Source organism: Paracoccus rhizosphaerae, from assembly GCF_026162645.1.
In the GTDB taxonomy this organism is placed as follows: Bacteria; Pseudomonadota; Alphaproteobacteria; order Rhodobacterales; family Rhodobacteraceae; genus Paracoccus; species Paracoccus rhizosphaerae.
Window position 1 is genome coordinate 77,482 of the sequence record NZ_JAOTBE010000006.1, and the last position, 18,778, is coordinate 96,259.

The window sequence follows — 18,778 nt, forward strand, 5'->3', positions numbered from 1 at the left end:
TCATTCGCGCAGCCGCCAGCCGGTGGCGAAGATCCAGCGGATAACCGCCATGCAGACGACGACCATCAGCGCCACGGCAAACAGCGACGTCCCCACCGGCACGTCGGCCAGCCCGAAGAACGCCCACCGGAACCCCGAGATCAGATAAAGGACCGGGTTCAGCTTGGCCACGCCCTCCCAGAAGGGCGGCAGCATGCTGGCCGAATAGAAGGCGCCGCCCAGGAAGACAAGCGGCATGATGACCATCATCGGCACGATCTGCAGTTGCTCGAAGGACTTGGCCCACAGCCCGATGATGAAGCCCAGAAGGCTGAAGCCCAGTGACGACAGGATCAGGAAGGCCAGCATCCAGAACGGGTGCAGGATGTGGACCCCCACGAAGGCGAAGCTGGTCACAAGGATCACCAGCGCGATCATGATCGCCTTGACGGCGGCCGCGCCGACGAAGCCCAGGGTGACCTCGATCCAGCCCACTGGGGACACGAGGTATTCGAAGATCGTGCCGCTGAACTTGGGAAAATAGATCCCGAAGCTGGCGTTGCTGACGGCCTGCTGCAGCACCGTCAGCATCATCAGGCCGGGCACGATGAAGGCACCGTATTCCACGCCCTCGACCGACTGGATGCGCCCGCCGATGGCCGCGCCGAAGACAACGAAGTAAAGCACCGTCGACAGCACGGGCGAGGCCAGCGACTGCCAGATGGTGCGGAAGAAGCGGGTCATCTCGTGGTGGAAGATGGCCCAGATGCCGTGCCAGTTCAGCGCGTTCATGCCGCGTCCTCCGACACGAGGGACAGGAAGACCTCTTCCAGGCTGGACTGCCGGGTGGACACATCGCGCACGGTGATCCCGCGCGACGCCAGGTCGCCCAGCAGCCGGGCGATTCCGGTGCGTTCGGCCCGCGTGTCATAGTCATAGCGCAGGTGGCGGCCGTCGGTCAGCACCACGCCGCGATCGGCCAGGTCATCGGGGATCGCCTCCAGCGGCGCGTCGAGTTCGATGTTCAGGGTCTTCTTGCCAAATTCCCCCATCAGCTCGGCCGTCGGGCGGACCAGCAGCAGCTGGCCCTTGGCGATGACGCCGACGCGGTCGGCCATCTCCTCGGCTTCTTCCAGGTAATGGGTGGTCAGGATGATGGTCACGCCCTCGCGGCGCAGGTCGCCCACGACCTGCCACATCTCGCGGCGCAGAGCGACGTCGACCCCGGCGGTGGGCTCGTCCAGGAACAGCACCTTGGGCTGGTGCGACAGCGCCTTGGCGATCAGGACGCGGCGCTTCATGCCGCCGGACAGCTCTCGCGTCGCGGCGTCACGCTTGTCCCACAGCGCCAGCGCCCGCAGGATGCGTTCGATATAGGCGTCGTCCGGCGGCATGCCGTAAAGGCCGCGCGTGAAGCGGACGCAGTTGATCACCTTCTCGAAGGGTTCGAGCGCGATCTCCTGCGGGACAAGGCCGATCAGCTTGCGCGCCGCGCGCCAGTCGGTGCGGATGTCGTGGCCGCCCACGCGGACCGTGCCGCCGGTCGGGACCACCAGCCCGCAGATGATCGAGATCATCGTCGTCTTGCCGGCCCCGTTCGGTCCCAGAAGGGCGATGATCTCGCCCTCGTCGATGGTCAGGCTGACATCGTCCAGGGCCTTGGTGCCGCTGCCATATTGTTTCGACAGGTGGTCGATTTCGATGATCGCGCCCATGCGCCCTCCGGTTCTTGGTGATGGGGGCCGCCAGCGCCCGGACTGGCAGATAGGCATCCGCCCCCGCGAATGCCAGAGCCGTGATCCCGCCCGGCCGCAGGGTTGCACCGGCCACAGCCAGAGGGCAAGCTTTCGTGGACATGCAGCAAAGGCATCCGATGATTCCCCAGTCCATGCTGGAATGCCGCGTCCGATGACGGGGCAATGAGACGTTGTTTCCGATCCGCGACCACAACCCGTCACACCGCACGCCGCTGGTGACCTGGATGCTGATCGCCGCCAACGTGGCGATGTACCTGGCGACCTTCCCGCTGATGCCGGGCGGAGAATACCTGTGGGCGCGGCTGGCGCTCTATCCGCTGGCGGTCGTGAACGGAGAGCTGGTGACGGGACTTCTGAGCCACATGTTCCTGCATGCGGGGCTGCTGCACCTGGTCGGGAACATGCTGTTCCTGTGGATCTTCGGCGACAACCTTGAAGACCAGATGGGCCGGCGGGCCTTCCTGGGCTTCTATTTGGCGGCCGGGCTGGCGGCGGCGGGCCTGCAGATCCTGGCAGATCCGCTGTCGCCGGTCCCGATGGTGGGCGCGTCAGGCGCCATTGCGGGGGTGATGGGCGGGTATCTTCTGATGTTCCCGCGGGCCAGGGTCGACGTGCTGGCGATCTTCATCATCTTCTTCAAAGTCTTCACGCTGCCGGCCTGGGCGATGCTGGGCATGTGGTTTGCGCTGCAGCTGTTCGGGGGCTTCACCAGCATCGGGGCCGAGGGCGGCGTGGCCTATTGGGCGCATGCCGGGGGCTTCGTCGGGGGCGTCCTGCTGGCCCTGCCGCTGTTCCTGAGACGCGGCGGGCCGGAGTTCTGGGCCCGCACTCAAGGCCACCCGCCGCACCCCGACGCGGTCTATTCCGCCACCCGCATCCCCGGCGTCACCCGCCGCTGAACGGGCGCGGACGCCGCCCCCCATCGAGGGGGCCGCCGCCCGCCGGGGCCTGACGGCCCCGATCACCCGCGCAGGCGGCCCACGCTCATGTGCCGTTTGCGGCCGAAGCCCGGGCGGCGGTCGACGGCGAAACCCGCATCGGTCAGCGCCCGCCGGACATGGCCTGCGGCGGTGTAGGTCGCAAAGCTGCCGGCGGCAGCCGTATGCCGGCCCACCTGCGCCATCACGTCCGGCCCCCACATCTGCGGGTTCTTGGCCGGAGAGAAGCCGTCGAGGAACCAGGCATCTGCCAGCCCATCCCACGCCGGCAGCGTCTGGCGCACGTCGCCCAACACCAGCATCAAGCTGACGTGGCCAACCTGCAGCCGGTTTCCGCCCCACCCTGCGCGCAATTGGGCGGCAAGATCCGCCAGTTCGGGAAAGGCCGCATGGGCCTGCGCCAGTTGCGCCTTTGACATGGGATAGGCCTCGAAGCTGGTCATCCGGACAGGCACCTGCGTGACCTGCGCCAGGGCCAGCGCGTTCAGGCCGGTGCCGAAGCCCAGTTCGGCCACGTGAAAGCCCGGGACCAACCGCGAGGGCAGATCGTTGCCGTCCAGGAAGACGTGGCGCGTTTCTGCCAACCCTCCGGCCAGGCTGAAATAGGGGTCGTCGAAACGGCTGGACACCGGCACGCCGCCGTCGCGCCAGTCCAGGGCAGGCTCGTCTTCGGGCCGTGGATCGGGTAGGTCGCTCATGCATGGCAGCTTTCGGGGACGGGCAGCAGTTTGGCAAGTGACGGAACGATCCACGTGGCGGGCGCGGGCATCTTCGGCCTCAGCTGTGCTTGGGCGCTGCTGCAACAGGGGGCGCGGGTGCGCATCTTCGAGGCGCGGCGAATCGGCGCGGGCTCGTCCGGCGGCCATGTCGGCGCCCTGGCCCCCCACGCGCCCGAGACCTGGAACCCGAAGAAGGCGCTTCAGTTGGAGAGCCTGCTGGCGGCGGAAACGTTCTGGAGCGGGGTCGAGGCAGCCTCGGCCCTGCCCTCGGGCTATGGCCGGACCGGGCGGCTGCAGCCGGTGGCGGACGCCGAGACGGCCGAACGGCTGCAGGACCGGATCGCGGCGGCGGCGCGGAACTGGCCGGGTGGGATGGGCATGTCGCTGACCGACAGCCCCTGCGGACCGCTGATCCCCCACAGCCCCACGGGCCTGTGGCTGCTGGACGGGCTGACGGCGCTGCTGAACCCACGCGCGGCGCTTGCGGCGCTGGCGGGCGCGATCCGCGCCAGAGGCGGAGAGATCATCGAGCGCCAGACCGCCCCCGCCAACCATGCGCCGACGATCTGGGCCACCGGGACGCCGGGCCTTCTGGACCTGAACGCGGCGCTGGACCGCAAGGTCGGGCAGGGCGTCAAGGGTCAGTCGCTGCTGCTGGACTTTGCGGCCCCGGACAGCCCGCAGGTCTTTGCCGACGGGCTGCACATCGTGCCCCATGCCGACGGGACGACCGCGATCGGCTCGACCTCGGAAAACAGCTATGACCACGACCGGCCCGACGAACAGGCGGATGCGCTGCTGGCGCGGGCGGTGGCGATCTGCCCGGCCTTGGCAGGCGCGCCGGTGCTGGATGTCTGGGCAGGACTGCGGCCCCGCGCCCGCAGCCGGGCGCCGGTGCTGGCGCCGTGGCCGGGCCGCGCTGGCCACCTGATCGCCAACGGCGGCTTCAAGATCGGCTTCGGCATGGCGCCGCTGATCGCTGACCTGGCGGCACAGGTGGTGCTGGAGGGGCGGCAGAATCTGCCGGACCTCTTCGCCCTGCCCTGACGTCTTGCGCCCCGCCCCCGGCAGGCGGCAGAGTGGCGCAAAGGAGACGCCCATGACCACCCGCCTCGACCACGCCTTTGCCGCCGTCGACGCCGCCAATTCGCAGGACCCGAACTGGGAGGAGGGGAAGCCCGCGAACCTCCTCTATGGCCAGCGCATGACCGAGGAACAGCAGCGGATGTTCCCGCAGGCCGACGACGTGCTGCGCATCGCCTGCCGGGGCCAGCACATCGAACGCTGGACCCTGCCCCGCAGCGACTTTCCGATGAACCGCCCCGGCTACCTGCAGTGGCGCCAGGAGCAGGGCCGCCGACATGCCGAGCGCATTGCGGGCATTATGGCTGACGCGGGCTATCCGGCCGAGGACATCGACCGCGCCCGCCGGATGCTGACCAAGCAGGGGATCAAGCGCGACCCGCAGGTGCAGGCGCTGGAGGACGTGATCTGCTTCACCTTCATCCGCTGGTATCTGGGCGACTTCATGACGGCGATCCCGGACGAGAAGATGCCGCGGATCATCGAGAAGACTGCCCGCAAGATGTCGGCCGAGGCGCGCGCCCGTGCGCTGGCCGAATTTCCGATGCCCGACACCTTCGCCCGCTATTTTCGCGACGCCGACGACAGCCGGCCCGTGACGCGCGCCGTGATCGTGTCGCACGGCCAGCCGGGCGATCCCGAGCCCCAGCAGGCCACCATCGAGGCGCTGGCGGCCGAGGTCGCCCGCCACGATCCTGGGCTGGAGGTGCTAGGCGCGACGCTGGCCATGCCGGGCGCGCTGGCCCGCACCTGCCGCAGCGACTGCGTGGTGTATCCGATGTTCATGGCCGAGGGCTGGTTCACCGGCACCGAGCTGCCCCGCCGCCTGACCGAGGCCGGGGCGCCAGGCGCGCATATCATGCGGCCCTTCGGCACGGATCCGGGCCTGCCGGACCTGATCGTCGACAAGGTGCGGCAGGCCGCCGATGCGCAGGGCTGGACACTGGACCAGGTCACGCTGCTTCTGTCGGCGCACGGCTCGCAGCGCAGCCAGGCCAGCTTCCAGATCACCACTGCGCTGGCCGAGCGCCTGTCGCCGCATTTCGCCAGCGTCGTTACCGGATTTGTTGAACAGGAACCCTTCATCGCTGATGCAGCGCGTGGGCTGGACCGGGCGATCAGCCTGCCCCTGTTCGCGCTGAAGGCCGAACACGTGCTGGAGGACCTGCCCGAAGCTTTGGATAAGGCCGGGTTCGCGGGCCCTCGACTGGACCCGGTGGGGCTGGCGCCCGAGGTTCCCGCCATGATTGCCCGGTCCATCGCCGCGGAGGTCAAAGGACTGAAGTGAAGGCCACGGTGGCGGGCTGCTGGTCCGGCCCGGCCCAGTCCCCTGCGTCCGGTCCGTGCCACCTGTGGCAGGAAGACCGGCGCAGCCCTTTCCAAGTCGTCAGCGGCAGGTGGGTAACATCCCGTCCCCGTGCAGCCCGCCCTATCGCAAGTAATAGGCGTAGCTGCCGGCGACGGCGAAGCCGAGGCTTGCATAGACAGCTCGCGCGACCTCGTTCTTCCCGCTGACGGCCAGCGCGATCCGGGACGCGCCTTGATCCGCGGCCCAGAAGGCCGCCTGGCGCATCATCCAGCAGGCCAGGCCCTGACGCCGGAAATCCGGCAGGACCTCGATGCCGTGGACCATGGCGACATCCCCGTGGCAGGCCACGAACCCCGCCCCCGCCGCCCGGTCGCGGATGCGGCCCAGAAGCGCGGCCTTGGGGTGGGGCACTTGCTCCATCACGGCCTGGCGTGCGGGACCGATGTTTCCGGCGGCCCAGATCTCGCGCTGGATGGCCAGCGGCGGCCAGATGGCAAAGGCGGTGACGGGCGGAAGGGGGCGGTCGGTCAACGCTGACAGGGGGGCAGAGAGGACCAGGGTCGGCGTGTCGATGCGATAGCCGCGGTTCTTCAGGGCGCGGATCAGGTCAACCTCGTCGTCCCAGGCGCGGAACAGCGGGGGCTGGTCCCAGTTCAGGTGCTGCGCCTCGGCCGCGTCAAGATCGGCGCCGGACCAGCGGCCGACCGCGCGGGCCGAGCTGACGCGCCCGCCGGCGCCCCTGCCCCGGCCGACTGCGATGCCGCCGTGACGGGCGGTTTCGGCGGCAGGCCATGTCGCCTCGAAGGCGGCGGCGATGCCGTCGTTGGGCCGCACGGTCAGAGCCCGATGCGGGCGCGCAACGCGGCCATCGCCTGCCCCACGCGTTCGGCATCCAGGCCCCGCACCACAAGGTTCGTGCCCCAGCCGGTGTCGTCGCGGAACGGATAGGATCCGAGTGACAGATCGGCGTAGTCGGCGGCCACGGCCTGCAGATCCTCGGCCACGTCGCTTTCGCCGCGCCGGACCTCGACCGTCAGCGACTGGACCGGCCGGCCGCCGGGCAGGCGCGGGATCAGCCAGTCGACCATGCCGCGGAACACCTCGGGGACGCCGGCCATGACATGCGTGCCACCGATGGAAAAGCCGGGGGCTGCGGAAACCGCGTTGTCGATCAGCGTCGCGCCCACCGGAATGCGGGCCATCCGCAGGCGGTTCTCGGTCAGCTCCATCCCCATGCGGTCGCAGCGGTCCTGCAGCAGGGCGCGGGCATCGGGGTGGATCTCGACCGTGGTGCCATGCGCGGCGGCGACGGCATCGGCGGTGATGTCGTCATGCGTGGGGCCGATCCCGCCCGAGGTGAACAGCAGGTCGTAATCGCCCCCCAGGGTCCGGTCCAGCGCTCGGATGGCCGCCACGATGCGGTCGTGGTCGTCAGCCACGACGCGGATTTCGCGCAGGTCGAAGCCGGTGGCGGTCAACACTTGGGCCAAGTGATGGGCGTTGCCTTCGCGGGTGCGGCCGGACAGGATTTCGTCACCGATGACCAGGATCGCGGCGGTGGGGTTGTCCGACTGCATGGCATTTTCCCTTGTCTCAACGTTGCTGGGCCTATCTATGCCTGCCCCGAGGGCTGGAACAAGGGGACCATCAGGTCTATCTAGACCCCAGACAGAAAGGATTTGCCATGGACCAGAGCCGTATCACCAAGGAAGGCATCCGTATCCATGCCGCCGAGGATTTCGCCGGCATGCGGAAGGCCGGGGCGCTGGCTGCGCAGATCCTGGACGAGGTCGGCGAGCTGGTCGCACCCGGCACAACGACGGGCGCGCTTGACGACTTCATCACCCGCCGGGTGGGCGAACTGGGCGCGACCTCGGCCACCATCGGCTATCGCGGGTATCAGCATGCCAGCTGCATCAGCGTGAACCACGTCGTCTGCCACGGGATCCCGGGCGACAAGGTGCTGAAGGAAGGCGATATCCTGAACATCGACGTGACGGTGATCCTGGACGGCTGGTTCGGCGACAGCAGCCGCATGTATGTCGCGGGCCGCGCCTCGCTGAAGGCGCAGCGGCTGCTGCAGGTGACGCACGACGCGCTGATGAAGGGGATCGAGGCGGTGCGCCCAGGCGCGACCTTCGGCGACATCGGCGCGGCGATCCAGACCTTTGCCGAGGAAAGGCGGATGTCGGTCGTGCGCGATTTCTGCGGTCATGGGATCGGGCGGGTGTTCCACGCGCCGCCGAACGTGCTACACTTCGGCAGGCCCGGCAAGGGTGCGATGTTGGAGGAGGGGATGTTCTTCACCATCGAGCCGATGATCAACCTGGGGCGACCCGAAACAAAGGTCCTGGCGGACGACTGGACGGCTGTGACGCGTGACAAGTCGCTGTCGGCGCAGTTCGAACATTCGATTGGCGTCACGTCGGATGGGTGCGAGATCTTCACCGCGTCGGACCAGTTCTTCCCGCAGATCGGTTGAGACCAGCAGGCTTCAGGGCAGCGCCCCGGGGGGTTCCACCCCCCGGCCCCCCTGGGGCGGAGGACGCGCGGCGATGGACGCTGACAAGTCATGGCGGCGCCTGTGGCCCGACAGGGGTATCCGCACATTGCCGTCTGCTTTGACCGGCTAGCGGGGCAGCGGCTTGAATGCCGTACTGCGGGCACCAAGATCGCGAGGCATCGGGAAACGTTCGGCGGCTGCGGCGGGCAGAGACAGCGCTGCTGCCCTTGCCCGCTGCGGCATCGATCACGCCTTGCCAGTGCGAGACCGGGCAGGCTGCAGCAGACGCCGATGCAGGCAGCGCGCCAAGCGACATCGCCCGCGGCGACCCTTGGTACGGATCAGGCGCGACCGGCCGCGCCCGACAGGAGCGACGGCTCAATGCCCTGAGCGTGCAGGGCGCGCTGCCACTTGTCGTCATGCATCTCGTCAAAGATCAGGCCGTCCTCGCCCTCTCCGATCAGCCAACCGTTGGCCAGCATCTCGCCCTCGAGCTGACCGGGCCCCCAACCCGCATAGCCGAGCGCTAGGACTGCGGGTTCCGGGCCCCGGCCGTGTGCCAGTTCCTCGAGGATGTCGCGCGTGGTCGTCATGGCCAACGCCTGACCGATGCGCATCCGGCCCTCGGGGTCGCGGCCATGTTCGGCCACCTTGTGCAGAACGAAGCCGCGACCGGGTTCGACCGGGCCGCCGAAGCGCACCTCGATCCGGCGCGAGCTGTCGTCAGCTTCGATGCCCAGCTGCTCCAGCAGGTCGCCGAAGCCGATCTCGGGTAGCGGACGGTTCAGCACGAGGCCCATGGCGCCTTCGTCGGAATGCGCGCAGACAAGGATGACCGACCTGTCGAAGCGCGGATCGCTCATCCCCGGCATGGCGATCAGGATCTTGCCGGTGAGGTTCCGGTGCTGCATCTCGGTCACGGCCGGACGTTCGCCGGAGGGGGTGGAGGGGGTCTTGCTCATCTGCTCTCCTTTTCAGTCATAGATCGGGACTGGCGCAGGACGATGCAAGGCTTGCGCGGATTTGTGACTTCCGCCGTCGGGCTGCCAGCGGGTAATGCATGAGGCATGACCGGATTCGCAAAGCTTGTCCCCGCCCTGATCCTGTGCCTGGCCGGCTGGCCGGCCGCAGGCCAGATGCTGTCCACGGCCCCCGGCGACAACCTGCCGCCGGGGCTGCGGTCGGCGCGCCTGCTGCCGGGATGGGTCGACGATGCGGGAAACCGCCTCACTGCGCTGGAGCTGGAACTGGAGTCCGGCTGGAAGACCTATTGGCGCAGCCCCGGCGACACCGGCCTGCCGCCGCAATTCGACTGGCAAGGATCGGGGAACCTTGCGGACGTGACGCTTCATTGGCCGGCGCCGCAGCCGATCCGGTCTGGCGACGCGCTTGAGATGGGATACCACGGCCGGCTGGTCCTGCCGGTTACCGCCCGCCCGCTGGTGGCCGGAGAGCCGGTCGACCTTCGCGTGCAGGTCGAGCTGGGTCTTTGTCGTGACATCTGCGTTCCGGGCCACCTGGACCTGACCGCCGCGGATGCCGGCACGGCGCCGGATGCGGTCATCGCCGAGGCCATGGCCGCGGAACCGCAGCGGCTGGAGCTGCGCCCCGGCTGCGACGTGACCCGGATCGACGACGGGCTGCGCCTTGCCGTGGACCTGCCGCGGCCAGAGGTGGACCTTGCCGCGGTCGAGCTGGCAGACCGGCCCGACGTCTGGGTTTCGGGCGCCGAGATCCTGCCGAGGAACGACGGCCCCCAGGCCGTGGTCGAGATGGTCGGGCCGACGGGGCAGCCCTTTGACCTGGATCCGGACCACGTCCGCCTGACGCTGGTCACGCCCGGCGGCGCCTTCGAAACTTTGGGCTGCGCCCCCCGGGGCTAGCCCCCGGCCCCGGCGTCTGGGGGTCGCTTTGGTTCAGATGTCCGACAATCTCCTCACGTTTCGTGGCCGTCGCGGTTCAGCGACCTTGATCGCAGGACGTGGATCTTCCGGAAGCCCATTTACCCTCTGGAGCTGGCGCGAGGCTGAGGCGGTCTTGATCCGCAGCCCGGTGGCTTGAACGGAGGCTCCGGTTTAGCCGCCAGATTGTCGGCGCGATATAAGCCGCGCACGCATCGTCATCGCGACACCAACGGCACACAAGATCAAAGCCGATCAAGCATCCCCCGGCCTCACAACCCCGATCACAGTCGCGAATCATCACGGGCATGAGCGCCTCGGCGCAGGGCCGCCGTCATGGTGGCCGCCGTGATCAGCACCAGAAGGCCCAGATAGGCCAGCAGGGCCGCCGGGACGGACCCCGCGACCGGCCACCAGGATGGCAGCGCCAGGCCGAGCGCTGGCAGGATCGTCACTGGCCCCAGCGCCAGCACCAGCCCCAGGACGGCGGCCAAGCTGGCCGTGCGGAGCGGAGCTTGCAGTGGACCTGCCGCAAGACCGCGGCGGAACGCCTGCATTGCGCGGGCCAGGTCCGACCCGACCGCCAGAACGGCCGGCACGACCAGCAGCACCAGCACCATCCCGAAGCCCAGACCATAGGCCAGCGTCACCACCGTCGGCTTGAGAAACAGCGCCTGCGACGAGCGTTCATAGAGCAGCGGCGCAAGACCCAGGACCGTCGTCGCCGTCGTCAGCAGCACCGGGCGCAGCCGGTCGGCCACCGCATCGACGATGGCGGGGCGCAGGCCCCGGTCGCGGGCATAGTCGTCGATGGTCGAGATCAGGACAATGGAGTCGTTGATGATGATGCCCGACATGCCGATCAGCCCGACGATGGAGAACATGCTCAACGGCAGTTGCCAGGCGGCATGGCCCCAGACCGCGCCGATCAGGCCGAAGGGGATCACCGACATCACCACCATGGGCCGTGTCCAGCTGGCGAAGATCCAGGCCAGCACCATGTAGATCCCCAGCATGGCGATGCCGAAGCCGGTCAGCGCCTCGCCCAGGAACTCTCGCTCCTGCTCGGCCAGGCCGGTCACGGTATAGGCGATGCCGAACTCGGCCGCGATGGCGGGCATCATGATGGTCTGCAGCTGTTGGGTGATCCGCGCCGCCCGCGCCGGATCGTCGCCCGAGATGTCGCCGGTGACCAGGATCATCCGCTCGCCGTTCTCGCGGCGGATGACGGAAAAGCCCGCCTCGCTGCGGGCGGTGACGATGTCGCCCAAGGGAACCCACTGTCCCGCCGGGCTGCGCATCAGCATGGTGTCCAGGAAATCGCCCCGGCGGTCCTCCTCGGTCAGCTCGACAGTGATCGCGCCGGTGCGGATGCCGACGGGGAAGGTCGCGGCCTCGATCCCGCCCAGGCGCTGGCGCAGGTCGCGGGCCAGCGCCTCGGTCGTGAAGCCCAGGGCCTCGCCCTGCGGCGTCAGCTGCAGCGCCAGCTCCTCCTTGTCGTAGTCCATGCTGTCTTCCAGCGCCGACACCTCGGGGAAGGTCGCCAGCCGCACCTTCAGCGCCTCGGCTGCGGCCTTCAGCCCGGCCGCCTCGGCGCCGGTCATCCGGACCGAGATCGCATCGCCCCCCGGCCCCGACCTGAAGCCGCGGAAGCTGATCGTCTCCAGCTGCGGGTCCTGCGGCATCGCGTCCTGAAGCGCGCCCACGAACTCGAAGCTGGAATAGGGGCGCAGGTCGGGGTCGATCAGCTCGATCTGGACAGCGCCCAGAAGGTCGCCATCCTTCGTCTCGGCCCCCGGCAGCGGGCGGCCCGAGTTGCCGCCGATCTGGGTCATCGCATGGGTGATGGGGTTCGTGCCGTATTCGTCGGCGTAATCCTGTGCCACCCGATCCACGGCATCCTGCACCAGCCCCATGACCCGCAGCGTGTCGTCGCGCGTGGCGCCCGGCAGCATCGCGAAGTTGCCAGACACGCTTCCCTGTTCCGGCGCGTCGAAGAACCGCCACGGCACCTTGCCGGTCATCAGCGTCGCCACCGACCAGGACAGGCCCACCAGGACCAGCGCCAGCACCGGATAGCGCGCCAGCAGGACCAGCCGCGTCAGCGGGCGGACCACGCGCGCGACGAAGGCGTCCAGCCCCCGGTTCATCAGCATCGACGGGCGGTCGTACCAGCGGTCCCGCGCGCTGTGGGCCAGGGCATGCGCCATGTGGTTCGGCAGCACCAGGAAGCATTCCACAAGCGATGCGACCAGCACCAGGATCACCGTCAGCGGGATGTCGGCGACAAGATGCCCGAACTGCCCGCTGATCAGCACCAGCCCCGCAAAGGCGATGATCGTCGTCAGGGTCGATGACACGACCGGCGCCGCCATGCGCCTTGCCGCACGTTCGGCGGCGACCTGCGGCGGCTCGCCCAGCTTGCGGGCGCGATAATCGGCGTGTTCGCCCACCACGATCGCGTCGTCGACAATGATCCCCAGTGTCAGGATCAGCGCGAACAGAGAGATCATGTTGATCGTCATGCCCGCCGCATACATCAGCGCCACCGCACCCAGCAGGGCCGCCGGGATGCCCGCCGCGACCCAGATCGCCGTGCGGGCGTTCAGGAACAGGAACAGCAGTCCCAGCACCAGCGCCAGCCCCAGAAGCGCGTTGTCCAAGAGCAGCGCCAGACGGGCCGAAATCAACTCGGCCCGCGCGCGGACCAGATCGACCGTCACGCCCTCGGGCAGGGTCGGCGCCAGCTCCGCGACGGCGGCCTCGACCTCGGCCTGCATGCCAATCGCATCGCCCGAGGCGCTGCGCTGGACCGACAGCGTCACCGCCGGCTGGCCGTCGACGAAATAGGCGACGTTGCGGTCGATGCCGACGCCGGTGACGCGCGCCACGTCGCCCACCGTCAGCTGCGTGCCGTCGGGCAGCGCGGTCAGCACCAGGGCCGCCACATCGGCGGGGCTACGGGTCTCGGCGCCCGTGCGCACCCGCGACGTCCCCGATGCGACGTCGCCTGCGGGCGTCGGCGCGGCGGCGGCGGCGATTGTGGCGGCGACCTGCTCCATCGTCAGGTCGTGGCGCACAAGGTCGGCCATGCTCAGCTCGACCAGCGTCTCGGGGGCTGACAGGCCGGTGACGGTCAGCCGCGTCACCCCGCGCGCATAAAGGCGGCTCGTCAGGTCGTCTGCGATGCGGCCCAGCTGGTCCAGCCCGAGCGGCCCCGAGATGACGACGTCCGCCACTTGGTCGCGCCAGGCGCGGCGCGTGACCTCGGGATCCTCGGCGCCTTCCGGCAGGTCGCCTGCCGCGGCGATGGCGGTTTCCACCTCGGTCGTGGCGCGGGACATGTCCCAGCCGGGCTCGAATTCCAGCCGCACACGGGCCGAACCTTGGCTGGCCTGGCTGTCCGTCTCGGAGACGCCCTCAACCGCCATCAGCGCGGGTTCGAGAACGCCGATGACGGATCGGTCCACATCCTCGGCCCCCGCCCCGTCCCAGCGGACAGTGACGTCGATCTGCTGGACGACCGTGTCGGGGAAGAACTGCGCCCGCAGGCGTGGTGCCGCGTAAAGGCCCGCGACGACCATGACCACCAGAAGCAGGTTGGCCAGTGTCGCGTGGCGGACGAAAAGGCTCAGGACGCCCCGACGCTCAGCCACGGCCGGACCCGCTACGCTGGACCTGCCGCTCGGTCGCGGTGCCCGTCCGGCCTCTGTCCGAGGCGTCGCGGACAAGGATGCCGGTACCCAACTGCGGCGCACGTTCGGCCACGATGCGCGCACCGGCAAGATCGGCGGGAACCGCAATGACGACGTCGTCGCCCTGCCGGCGAAGAACCTCGACCGCGACCGCCGTCAGCCGGTCATCGGCACCGGCCACCAGCACCGTGCCGTCGGCACCCAGGGCCGCGGCAGGGATCTGCGCCGCACCGGCCACGGGGGGTTCGGCGATGCTGACGCGGACGAAGTCGCCGGGGCGCAGCGCTGCGCCGCCATCGGTGATGCGCGCGAAGACGATCCGGCCCGCCGATCCGTCAGCGACCGAAACCGCTGCCCGGTCAAGTCGCGCCGTGGCCGTCAGCTGGCCAGCGCTGCCTTCCAGCGCGATGGTGACGTCGTGATCGCCAAGGTTGCCCAGGGGGTCCAGAAGCCGGGTGAACTGGTCCAGCGACAGCGGGATCCGCACCTCGAGCGCGTCGGGGTCGATGATCGTCGCCAGCTGTTCGTTCAGCGTCACCAGCCCGCCCTCGACCACGGCGACGTTCGTCACGCGGCCGTCGAAGCCTGCGCGGATCTCGGTGTCGGCCAGATCGCGGCGCGCCTCGGTCAGGGCGATCTCGGCCCGGCGCAGCGCATTCTCGGCGGCGGTGACCGCGCTTTCCGCATCGGCCAGCGCCGCGCGACGAGAAATCACCCCCTGCTGCGCGGTCGAGGACGCCAGCAAGGCCGCCTCCCGGTCGAGGCTGGTGCCCAAACCGCGTTCCGACAGCTGGTCCTGGCGCGCGACGGCGGCCTCTCTCAACTCGGCCTGGCGCTCGGCGGCGGCCAGATCCTCGGCCGCGATGTCGACCCGCCGCCGCGTGTCGGCCAGCGTTCCCTGCGCGTCGTCGCGTTCCGCCTGGCGGCTGGCCAGCGCCGCCTGAGCGGCCGAGGGGTCGATCCGCGCCAGGATCTGGCCGGCACCTACTGTCCCGCCCTCTTGCAGGTCCGGGTGCAGATAGACCAGCCGCCCTGACGCCCCCGCCCGCAGCTGAAGTTCGCGCCGCGACACGACCTGGCCATAGACCTGCATCCGCGGCGTCAGCGTGACCGGCACCAGCGTCAGAAGCCGCGCGGCATAGGCCTGTTCGACCGGCGGGCGGGCCGGCCCCGCATCGCCGCCGCGCACCTCCATCGCCTGCCACAGCTGGAACCCCGCCAGAAACAGCAAGGCCAGCGTCAGGAATGTCAGGAACAGCCCCAGAAGGCTGCGGGTCAGGAAACGCATGGGTCGATGTCCATCTGCCTTGGCGGTCCGCATCTAGGGCATCATGCGGGAACGAAGCCTAAACGGATAGAGAATCGAGCCGTTCCGCAAGGGACAGAAGGTCGCCCCACGCCTCGCGCTTGGCGGCAGGGTTGCGCAGCAGGTAGGCCGGGTGCGCCATTGGCAGCGCCGGACGCCCGAACGCCTGCACCCACTGGCCGCGAAGCCGCAGGATCCCGCGCTTTTCCAGCGCCGCCTGACACGGAATGTTGCCCATCAGCACGATCAGGTCGGGCGCGGCCAGTTCGATATGGCGGCGCAGGAACGGCAGGCTCACGGCAATTTCATCGGGGCTGGGGTCGCGATTGCCGGGCGGACGCCATGTCAGGACGTTCACGATATAGATTGCGCGTTCCGCATCGACCGCGTCGCGCGCCAGCCCGATCGCCGCGAACATGCGGTCCAGAAGCTGACCTGCACGGCCCACGAACGGGCGGCCCTGGCGGTCCTCCTCGTCGCCCGGCGCCTCGCCCAGGATCAGGACGCGGGCCTTGGGGTTGCCGTCCGCAAAGCAAAAGTTGCGCGCGCCCTTCTTCAGCTCGATCCCGTCGAAAGCTTCCTGGGCAGCGGCCAGCGCATCGAGGCTTCCCGCCGATCGCGCCAGCGCCTCGGCCTCGGCCACGCGGGGGGCCAGATCGTCGCCGCCGGACAGTTTGAGCACGGGCGGGGGCGGGGCGGCCGTGGGGGCGTTGCGCGCCGGCAGGTCGAAACGATCGACGGGGGCGTCCATGACGGGCACATCCACGCCCATCTCCAGCTGCCAGTCCAGCAGCGCCAGCGCCGTCTCGGCGTCCAGATCGAATCCCTGATAGGTCGCGTCGTCCATCACCGGCGCAAGCTAGGCCCCGGCGCGTCCCTAGTCCACCACCAGCATATAGCCGGTGCCCCTGACCGTCTGCAGGAATCGCGGCTCTCGGGGGTCGGGCTCGATCTTGCGGCGCAGGCGGGTGATCTGGACGTCAATGGCGCGTTCGCTGTTGTCCTCGTCGGGGCTGCCGCGCCCCAGGTCGTCGATCAGGTCGGACCGGCTGACCGGCTGGCCCCGGCTGGCCGCCAGCCGCCGCAGCAGCGCCGATTCGGTACCCGTCAGCCGCAGCGGTGTGTCGCCCGACCACAGCTCTCCCTTGTCGGTATCATAACGCAGCGCACCCAGCGTCAGGAACTTGGGCTGCGCGATCTCGACCGCCGGGACGCGGCGCAGGATGGCGGCGATGCGCAGCAGCAGCTCCCGCGGCTCGAAGGGCTTGGGCAGATAGTCGTCGGCGCCGCTTTCCAACCCGCTGATGCGGTCCTCGGTCTCGCCCTTGGCGGTCAAGAGCAGGATCGGCGTGTCGATGCGGGTGCGCAGGTCGCGCGTCAGCGCCAAGCCGTCCTCCCCGGGCATCATCACGTCCAGGACGATCAGGTCGAACTCCAGCCCCGCCAGCAGCCGCCGCGCCTGCGCCGCATCGCGCGCCATGCTGACCATATAGCCGTTCTTGCGCAGGAACCGGCCCAACAGCGCGCGGATGCGTTCGTCGTCGTCGACGATCAGCAGGTGGCAGTCGGGTGCGGTCATGGGGGCCTCAGCGGTCGTCGGGAAGATCCTTCAGCGCCTGATACTGCGCCCGCGTCTCCGGGTCCATCATCGCTTCCAGCACCTGACGGAAGCCCGCCACCGCCTGCGGCCCGGCCCGTCGATAGGCCGCGCGCATCCGCGCCCGCTGCGCCTCTGACAGGCGGCGTTCCAGCGCGGTGCCGGTGGCGGTCAGGTGCAGCTGGCGTTCCCGCCGGTCGCGGCGGCCGATGCGGCTGTCGACCAGCCCGTCCTCGATCAGCGTGCGCAGCACGCGGTTCAGCGACTGCTTGGTCACTCCCAGCACCGCCAGAAGCGAGGTGACCGTCAGCCCCGGGTCGCGGTTGATGAAGTGCAGCGCCCGGTGATGCGCGCGGCCATAGTCCAGGTCGGCCAGGATCGCGTCGGGGTCGGCCGTGAAAGCGCGATAGGCGAAGAACATCGCTTCGATCCCACGACGCAGCTGGTCGTCGGTCAGGAACAGCAGATCCTCGCCCACCATCGCCTGAAGCCGCGCCTTGTCCTGCATGCCGTCCCCGCTTTCCTGTGCCGCCCGATACGGCAGCCTTGTTGACTTTCTAAGCCGTGATTGCTAGCCGTCAAGCATCTTGCGTAACAAACATGCCAAATCCGCCCTGACAGACGCAAGAATCGCAAATACGGGCGGCGGATGGAGACACACATGACGGCGGCTTACGACGATCGCGACGGCAAGATCTGGATGGACGGTGAACTGGTCGACTGGCGCGACGCAAAGGTGCATATCCTGACCCATGCGCTGCACTATGCCAGCTCGGTCTTCGAAGGCGAGCGGTGCTATGACGGCAAGATCTTCAAGGGTCACGAGCATTCGCTGCGCCTGATCGAATCGGGCCGCCTTCTGGACATGCCGATCCCCTATTCCGCCGAAGAGATCGACGCCGCCAAAGAGGCCGTGCTGAAGGCAAACGGCTTCGAAAACGCCTATGTGCGCGTGGTGGCATGGCGCGGGTCGGGCCCCGACATGGGCGTGTCCGCGGCACGCAACCCGGTCCGCATGGCCGTCTGCGCCTGGGAATGGGGCAGCTACTACGGCGACGCGAAGTGGCAGGGCGCGAAACTGGACGTCGCCAAGTGGAAGCGCCCCTCGCCCGAGACGATCCCGACCGCCGCCAAGGCCGCCGGTCTCTACATGATCTGCACCATGTCTAAGCACGCGGCCGAGGCCAAGGGCTGTTCGGACGCGCTGTTCATGGACTGGGAGGGTTATGTCGCCGAAGCCACCGGGGCGAACATCTTCTTCGTGAAGGACGGCGAGATCCACACCCCACTGGCCGACCGCTTCCTGAACGGCATCACGCGGCAGACAATCATCCAGATGCTGAAGGACAAGGGCTACACCGTCCACGAACGCCGCATCACCCCTGACGAGCTTGAGGGCTTCCAGGAATGCTGGCTGACCGGCACCGCCGCCGAGGTGACCCCCGTCGGCCAGATCGGCGACTGGCATTTCCAGGTCGGCCAGATCACCCGCGATGTCGCCGAAAGCTACGAGGCGCTGGTCCGCGCCTGACGCAACCTCAGGGGCGCAGGTCTCCCTCTCGGCCGTCCCGCCCCCCTTCGGGACGGCCCCTTCGGCAGCGGGCAGCTGCTGGAGAGCAAATATTCCATAAAAGACGGGCGGCAGGCAGATCTGTCCCGCCGTTTTGGCGTGACCGAGATCCAGGCCGGACAGGCCGCAGACAGGGTGGTCGTGAACCCACGCCTCGGCCCTTGATCTCGCTACGTCAACAACAGTGTGGATCAGCCGCACGATCACCCTTGTGCCAAGGTGGTTCGATCCTCCGAAACGTCTCCCCATCTCGCCGACAAGGACCGATGGTGCTGTGGCGCCACCTCGTCACATCGCCAAGGCGTTGTTGGGCAACTCATGCCTGAGGCGTGATGGCCCCTTTCCCCGTCGGCGTCATGCCACGCGGACGATCTCAGCGGTGCCGAGCGCATTGAAGCGGTTGATGAGGGCGATGCGGATC

General features: G+C 68.9%; 17 protein-coding genes. 6 read left to right on the top strand and 11 right to left on the bottom strand.

The genetic code is table 11. The features are described from left to right. Both OC184_RS04365 and OC184_RS04370 read right to left on the bottom strand, forming a co-directional pair. Entirely contained in the window at positions 1-762 is a 762-nt protein-coding gene (locus OC184_RS04365; RefSeq protein ID WP_378926174.1) for an ABC transporter permease, read from the bottom strand. Positions 763-767: 5 nt separating this feature from the next. Then, positions 768-1,694, bottom strand: a complete 927-nt coding sequence (locus OC184_RS04370) for an ABC transporter ATP-binding protein (protein WP_265505975.1) — start codon at positions 1,692-1,694, stop codon at positions 768-770. 212 nt (positions 1,695-1,906) lie between these two features. Between OC184_RS04370 and OC184_RS04375 the strand changes: the two genes are divergently transcribed. Beyond that, complete coding sequence (locus OC184_RS04375) at positions 1,907-2,635, top strand: rhomboid family intramembrane serine protease (RefSeq protein WP_265505976.1); 729 nt, start codon at positions 1,907-1,909, stop codon at positions 2,633-2,635. Positions 2,636-2,697: 62 nt separating this feature from the next. Here the strand turns inward: OC184_RS04375 and mnmD are convergent, their stop codons facing one another. Further along, positions 2,698-3,372: a tRNA (5-methylaminomethyl-2-thiouridine)(34)-methyltransferase MnmD gene (gene mnmD / locus OC184_RS04380; protein WP_265505977.1), complete on the bottom strand. Its 675-nt coding sequence runs from the start codon at positions 3,370-3,372 to the stop codon at positions 2,698-2,700. A 30-nt stretch (positions 3,373-3,402) separates the two neighbouring features. On the opposite strand from mnmD, the gene OC184_RS04385 reads away from it, so the two are divergent. Beyond that, positions 3,403-4,440 (top strand): NAD(P)/FAD-dependent oxidoreductase, encoded by a 1,038-nt coding sequence (locus tag OC184_RS04385; protein WP_265505978.1) that lies wholly within the window; start codon positions 3,403-3,405, stop codon positions 4,438-4,440. A 52-nt stretch (positions 4,441-4,492) separates the two neighbouring features. Beyond that, positions 4,493-5,764, top strand: a complete 1,272-nt coding sequence (locus OC184_RS20390) for a DUF4202 family protein (protein WP_322630173.1) — start codon at positions 4,493-4,495, stop codon at positions 5,762-5,764. A 141-nt stretch (positions 5,765-5,905) separates the two neighbouring features. On the opposite strand, the gene OC184_RS04400 is transcribed toward OC184_RS20390, so the two are convergent. Together OC184_RS04400 and OC184_RS04405 are read right to left on the bottom strand one after the other, a co-directional pair. Next, positions 5,906-6,619 carry a GNAT family N-acetyltransferase gene (locus OC184_RS04400; protein ID WP_265505979.1) on the bottom strand — a complete coding sequence of 238 codons (714 nt, stop codon included), beginning with the start codon at positions 6,617-6,619 and terminating at the stop codon, positions 5,906-5,908. Between the two features lie 2 nt (positions 6,620-6,621). Then, positions 6,622-7,362, bottom strand: a complete 741-nt coding sequence (locus OC184_RS04405) for a competence/damage-inducible protein A (protein WP_265505980.1) — start codon at positions 7,360-7,362, stop codon at positions 6,622-6,624. Positions 7,363-7,469: 107 nt separating this feature from the next. On the opposite strand from OC184_RS04405, the gene map reads away from it, so the two are divergent. Further along, positions 7,470-8,267 (top strand): type I methionyl aminopeptidase, encoded by a 798-nt coding sequence (map, locus tag OC184_RS04410; RefSeq protein ID WP_265505981.1) that lies wholly within the window; start codon positions 7,470-7,472, stop codon positions 8,265-8,267. Positions 8,268-8,629: 362 nt separating this feature from the next. Here the strand turns inward: map and OC184_RS04415 are convergent, their stop codons facing one another. Next, a complete protein-coding gene (locus tag OC184_RS04415; protein WP_322630174.1) occupies positions 8,630-9,250 on the bottom strand; it encodes a YqgE/AlgH family protein in 621 nt (206 codons plus the stop codon). Positions 9,251-9,355: 105 nt separating this feature from the next. Here OC184_RS04415 and OC184_RS04420 point away from each other — a divergent pair, with 105 nt between their 5' ends. Next, positions 9,356-10,171 (top strand): protein-disulfide reductase DsbD domain-containing protein, encoded by an 816-nt coding sequence (locus OC184_RS04420; protein ID WP_265505982.1) that lies wholly within the window; start codon positions 9,356-9,358, stop codon positions 10,169-10,171. Between the two features lie 302 nt (positions 10,172-10,473). On the opposite strand, the gene OC184_RS04425 is transcribed toward OC184_RS04420, so the two are convergent. Genes OC184_RS04425 through OC184_RS04445 form a run of 5 tightly spaced genes read right to left on the bottom strand, consistent with a single transcriptional unit; the run spans position 10,474 to position 17,295 of the window. Further along, the gene (locus tag OC184_RS04425; protein WP_265505983.1) at positions 10,474-13,845 is read right to left on the bottom strand and encodes an efflux RND transporter permease subunit; all 3,372 of its coding nucleotides are present in this window, start codon (positions 13,843-13,845) and stop codon (positions 10,474-10,476) included. Next, complete coding sequence (locus OC184_RS04430) at positions 13,838-15,172, bottom strand: efflux RND transporter periplasmic adaptor subunit (RefSeq protein ID WP_265505984.1); 1,335 nt, start codon at positions 15,170-15,172, stop codon at positions 13,838-13,840. The genes OC184_RS04425 and OC184_RS04430 overlap by 8 nt, the downstream gene beginning before the upstream one ends. A 58-nt stretch (positions 15,173-15,230) precedes the next feature. Continuing rightward, positions 15,231-16,037 (bottom strand): uracil-DNA glycosylase, encoded by an 807-nt coding sequence (locus tag OC184_RS04435; protein ID WP_265505985.1) that lies wholly within the window; start codon positions 16,035-16,037, stop codon positions 15,231-15,233. Positions 16,038-16,067: 30 nt separating this feature from the next. Next, positions 16,068-16,769, bottom strand: coding sequence for a response regulator (locus tag OC184_RS04440; protein ID WP_265505986.1), 702 nt, complete (start codon positions 16,767-16,769; stop codon positions 16,068-16,070). Positions 16,770-16,776: 7 nt separating this feature from the next. Beyond that, complete coding sequence (locus OC184_RS04445; protein WP_265505987.1) at positions 16,777-17,295, bottom strand: MarR family winged helix-turn-helix transcriptional regulator; 519 nt, start codon at positions 17,293-17,295, stop codon at positions 16,777-16,779. 153 nt (positions 17,296-17,448) lie between these two features. Between OC184_RS04445 and OC184_RS04450 the strand changes: the two genes are divergently transcribed. Next, on the top strand, positions 17,449-18,318 hold the full coding sequence (locus OC184_RS04450) for a branched-chain amino acid aminotransferase (protein WP_265505988.1): 870 nt from the start codon (positions 17,449-17,451) through the stop codon (positions 18,316-18,318). Positions 18,319-18,778: the final 460 nt, after the last annotated feature.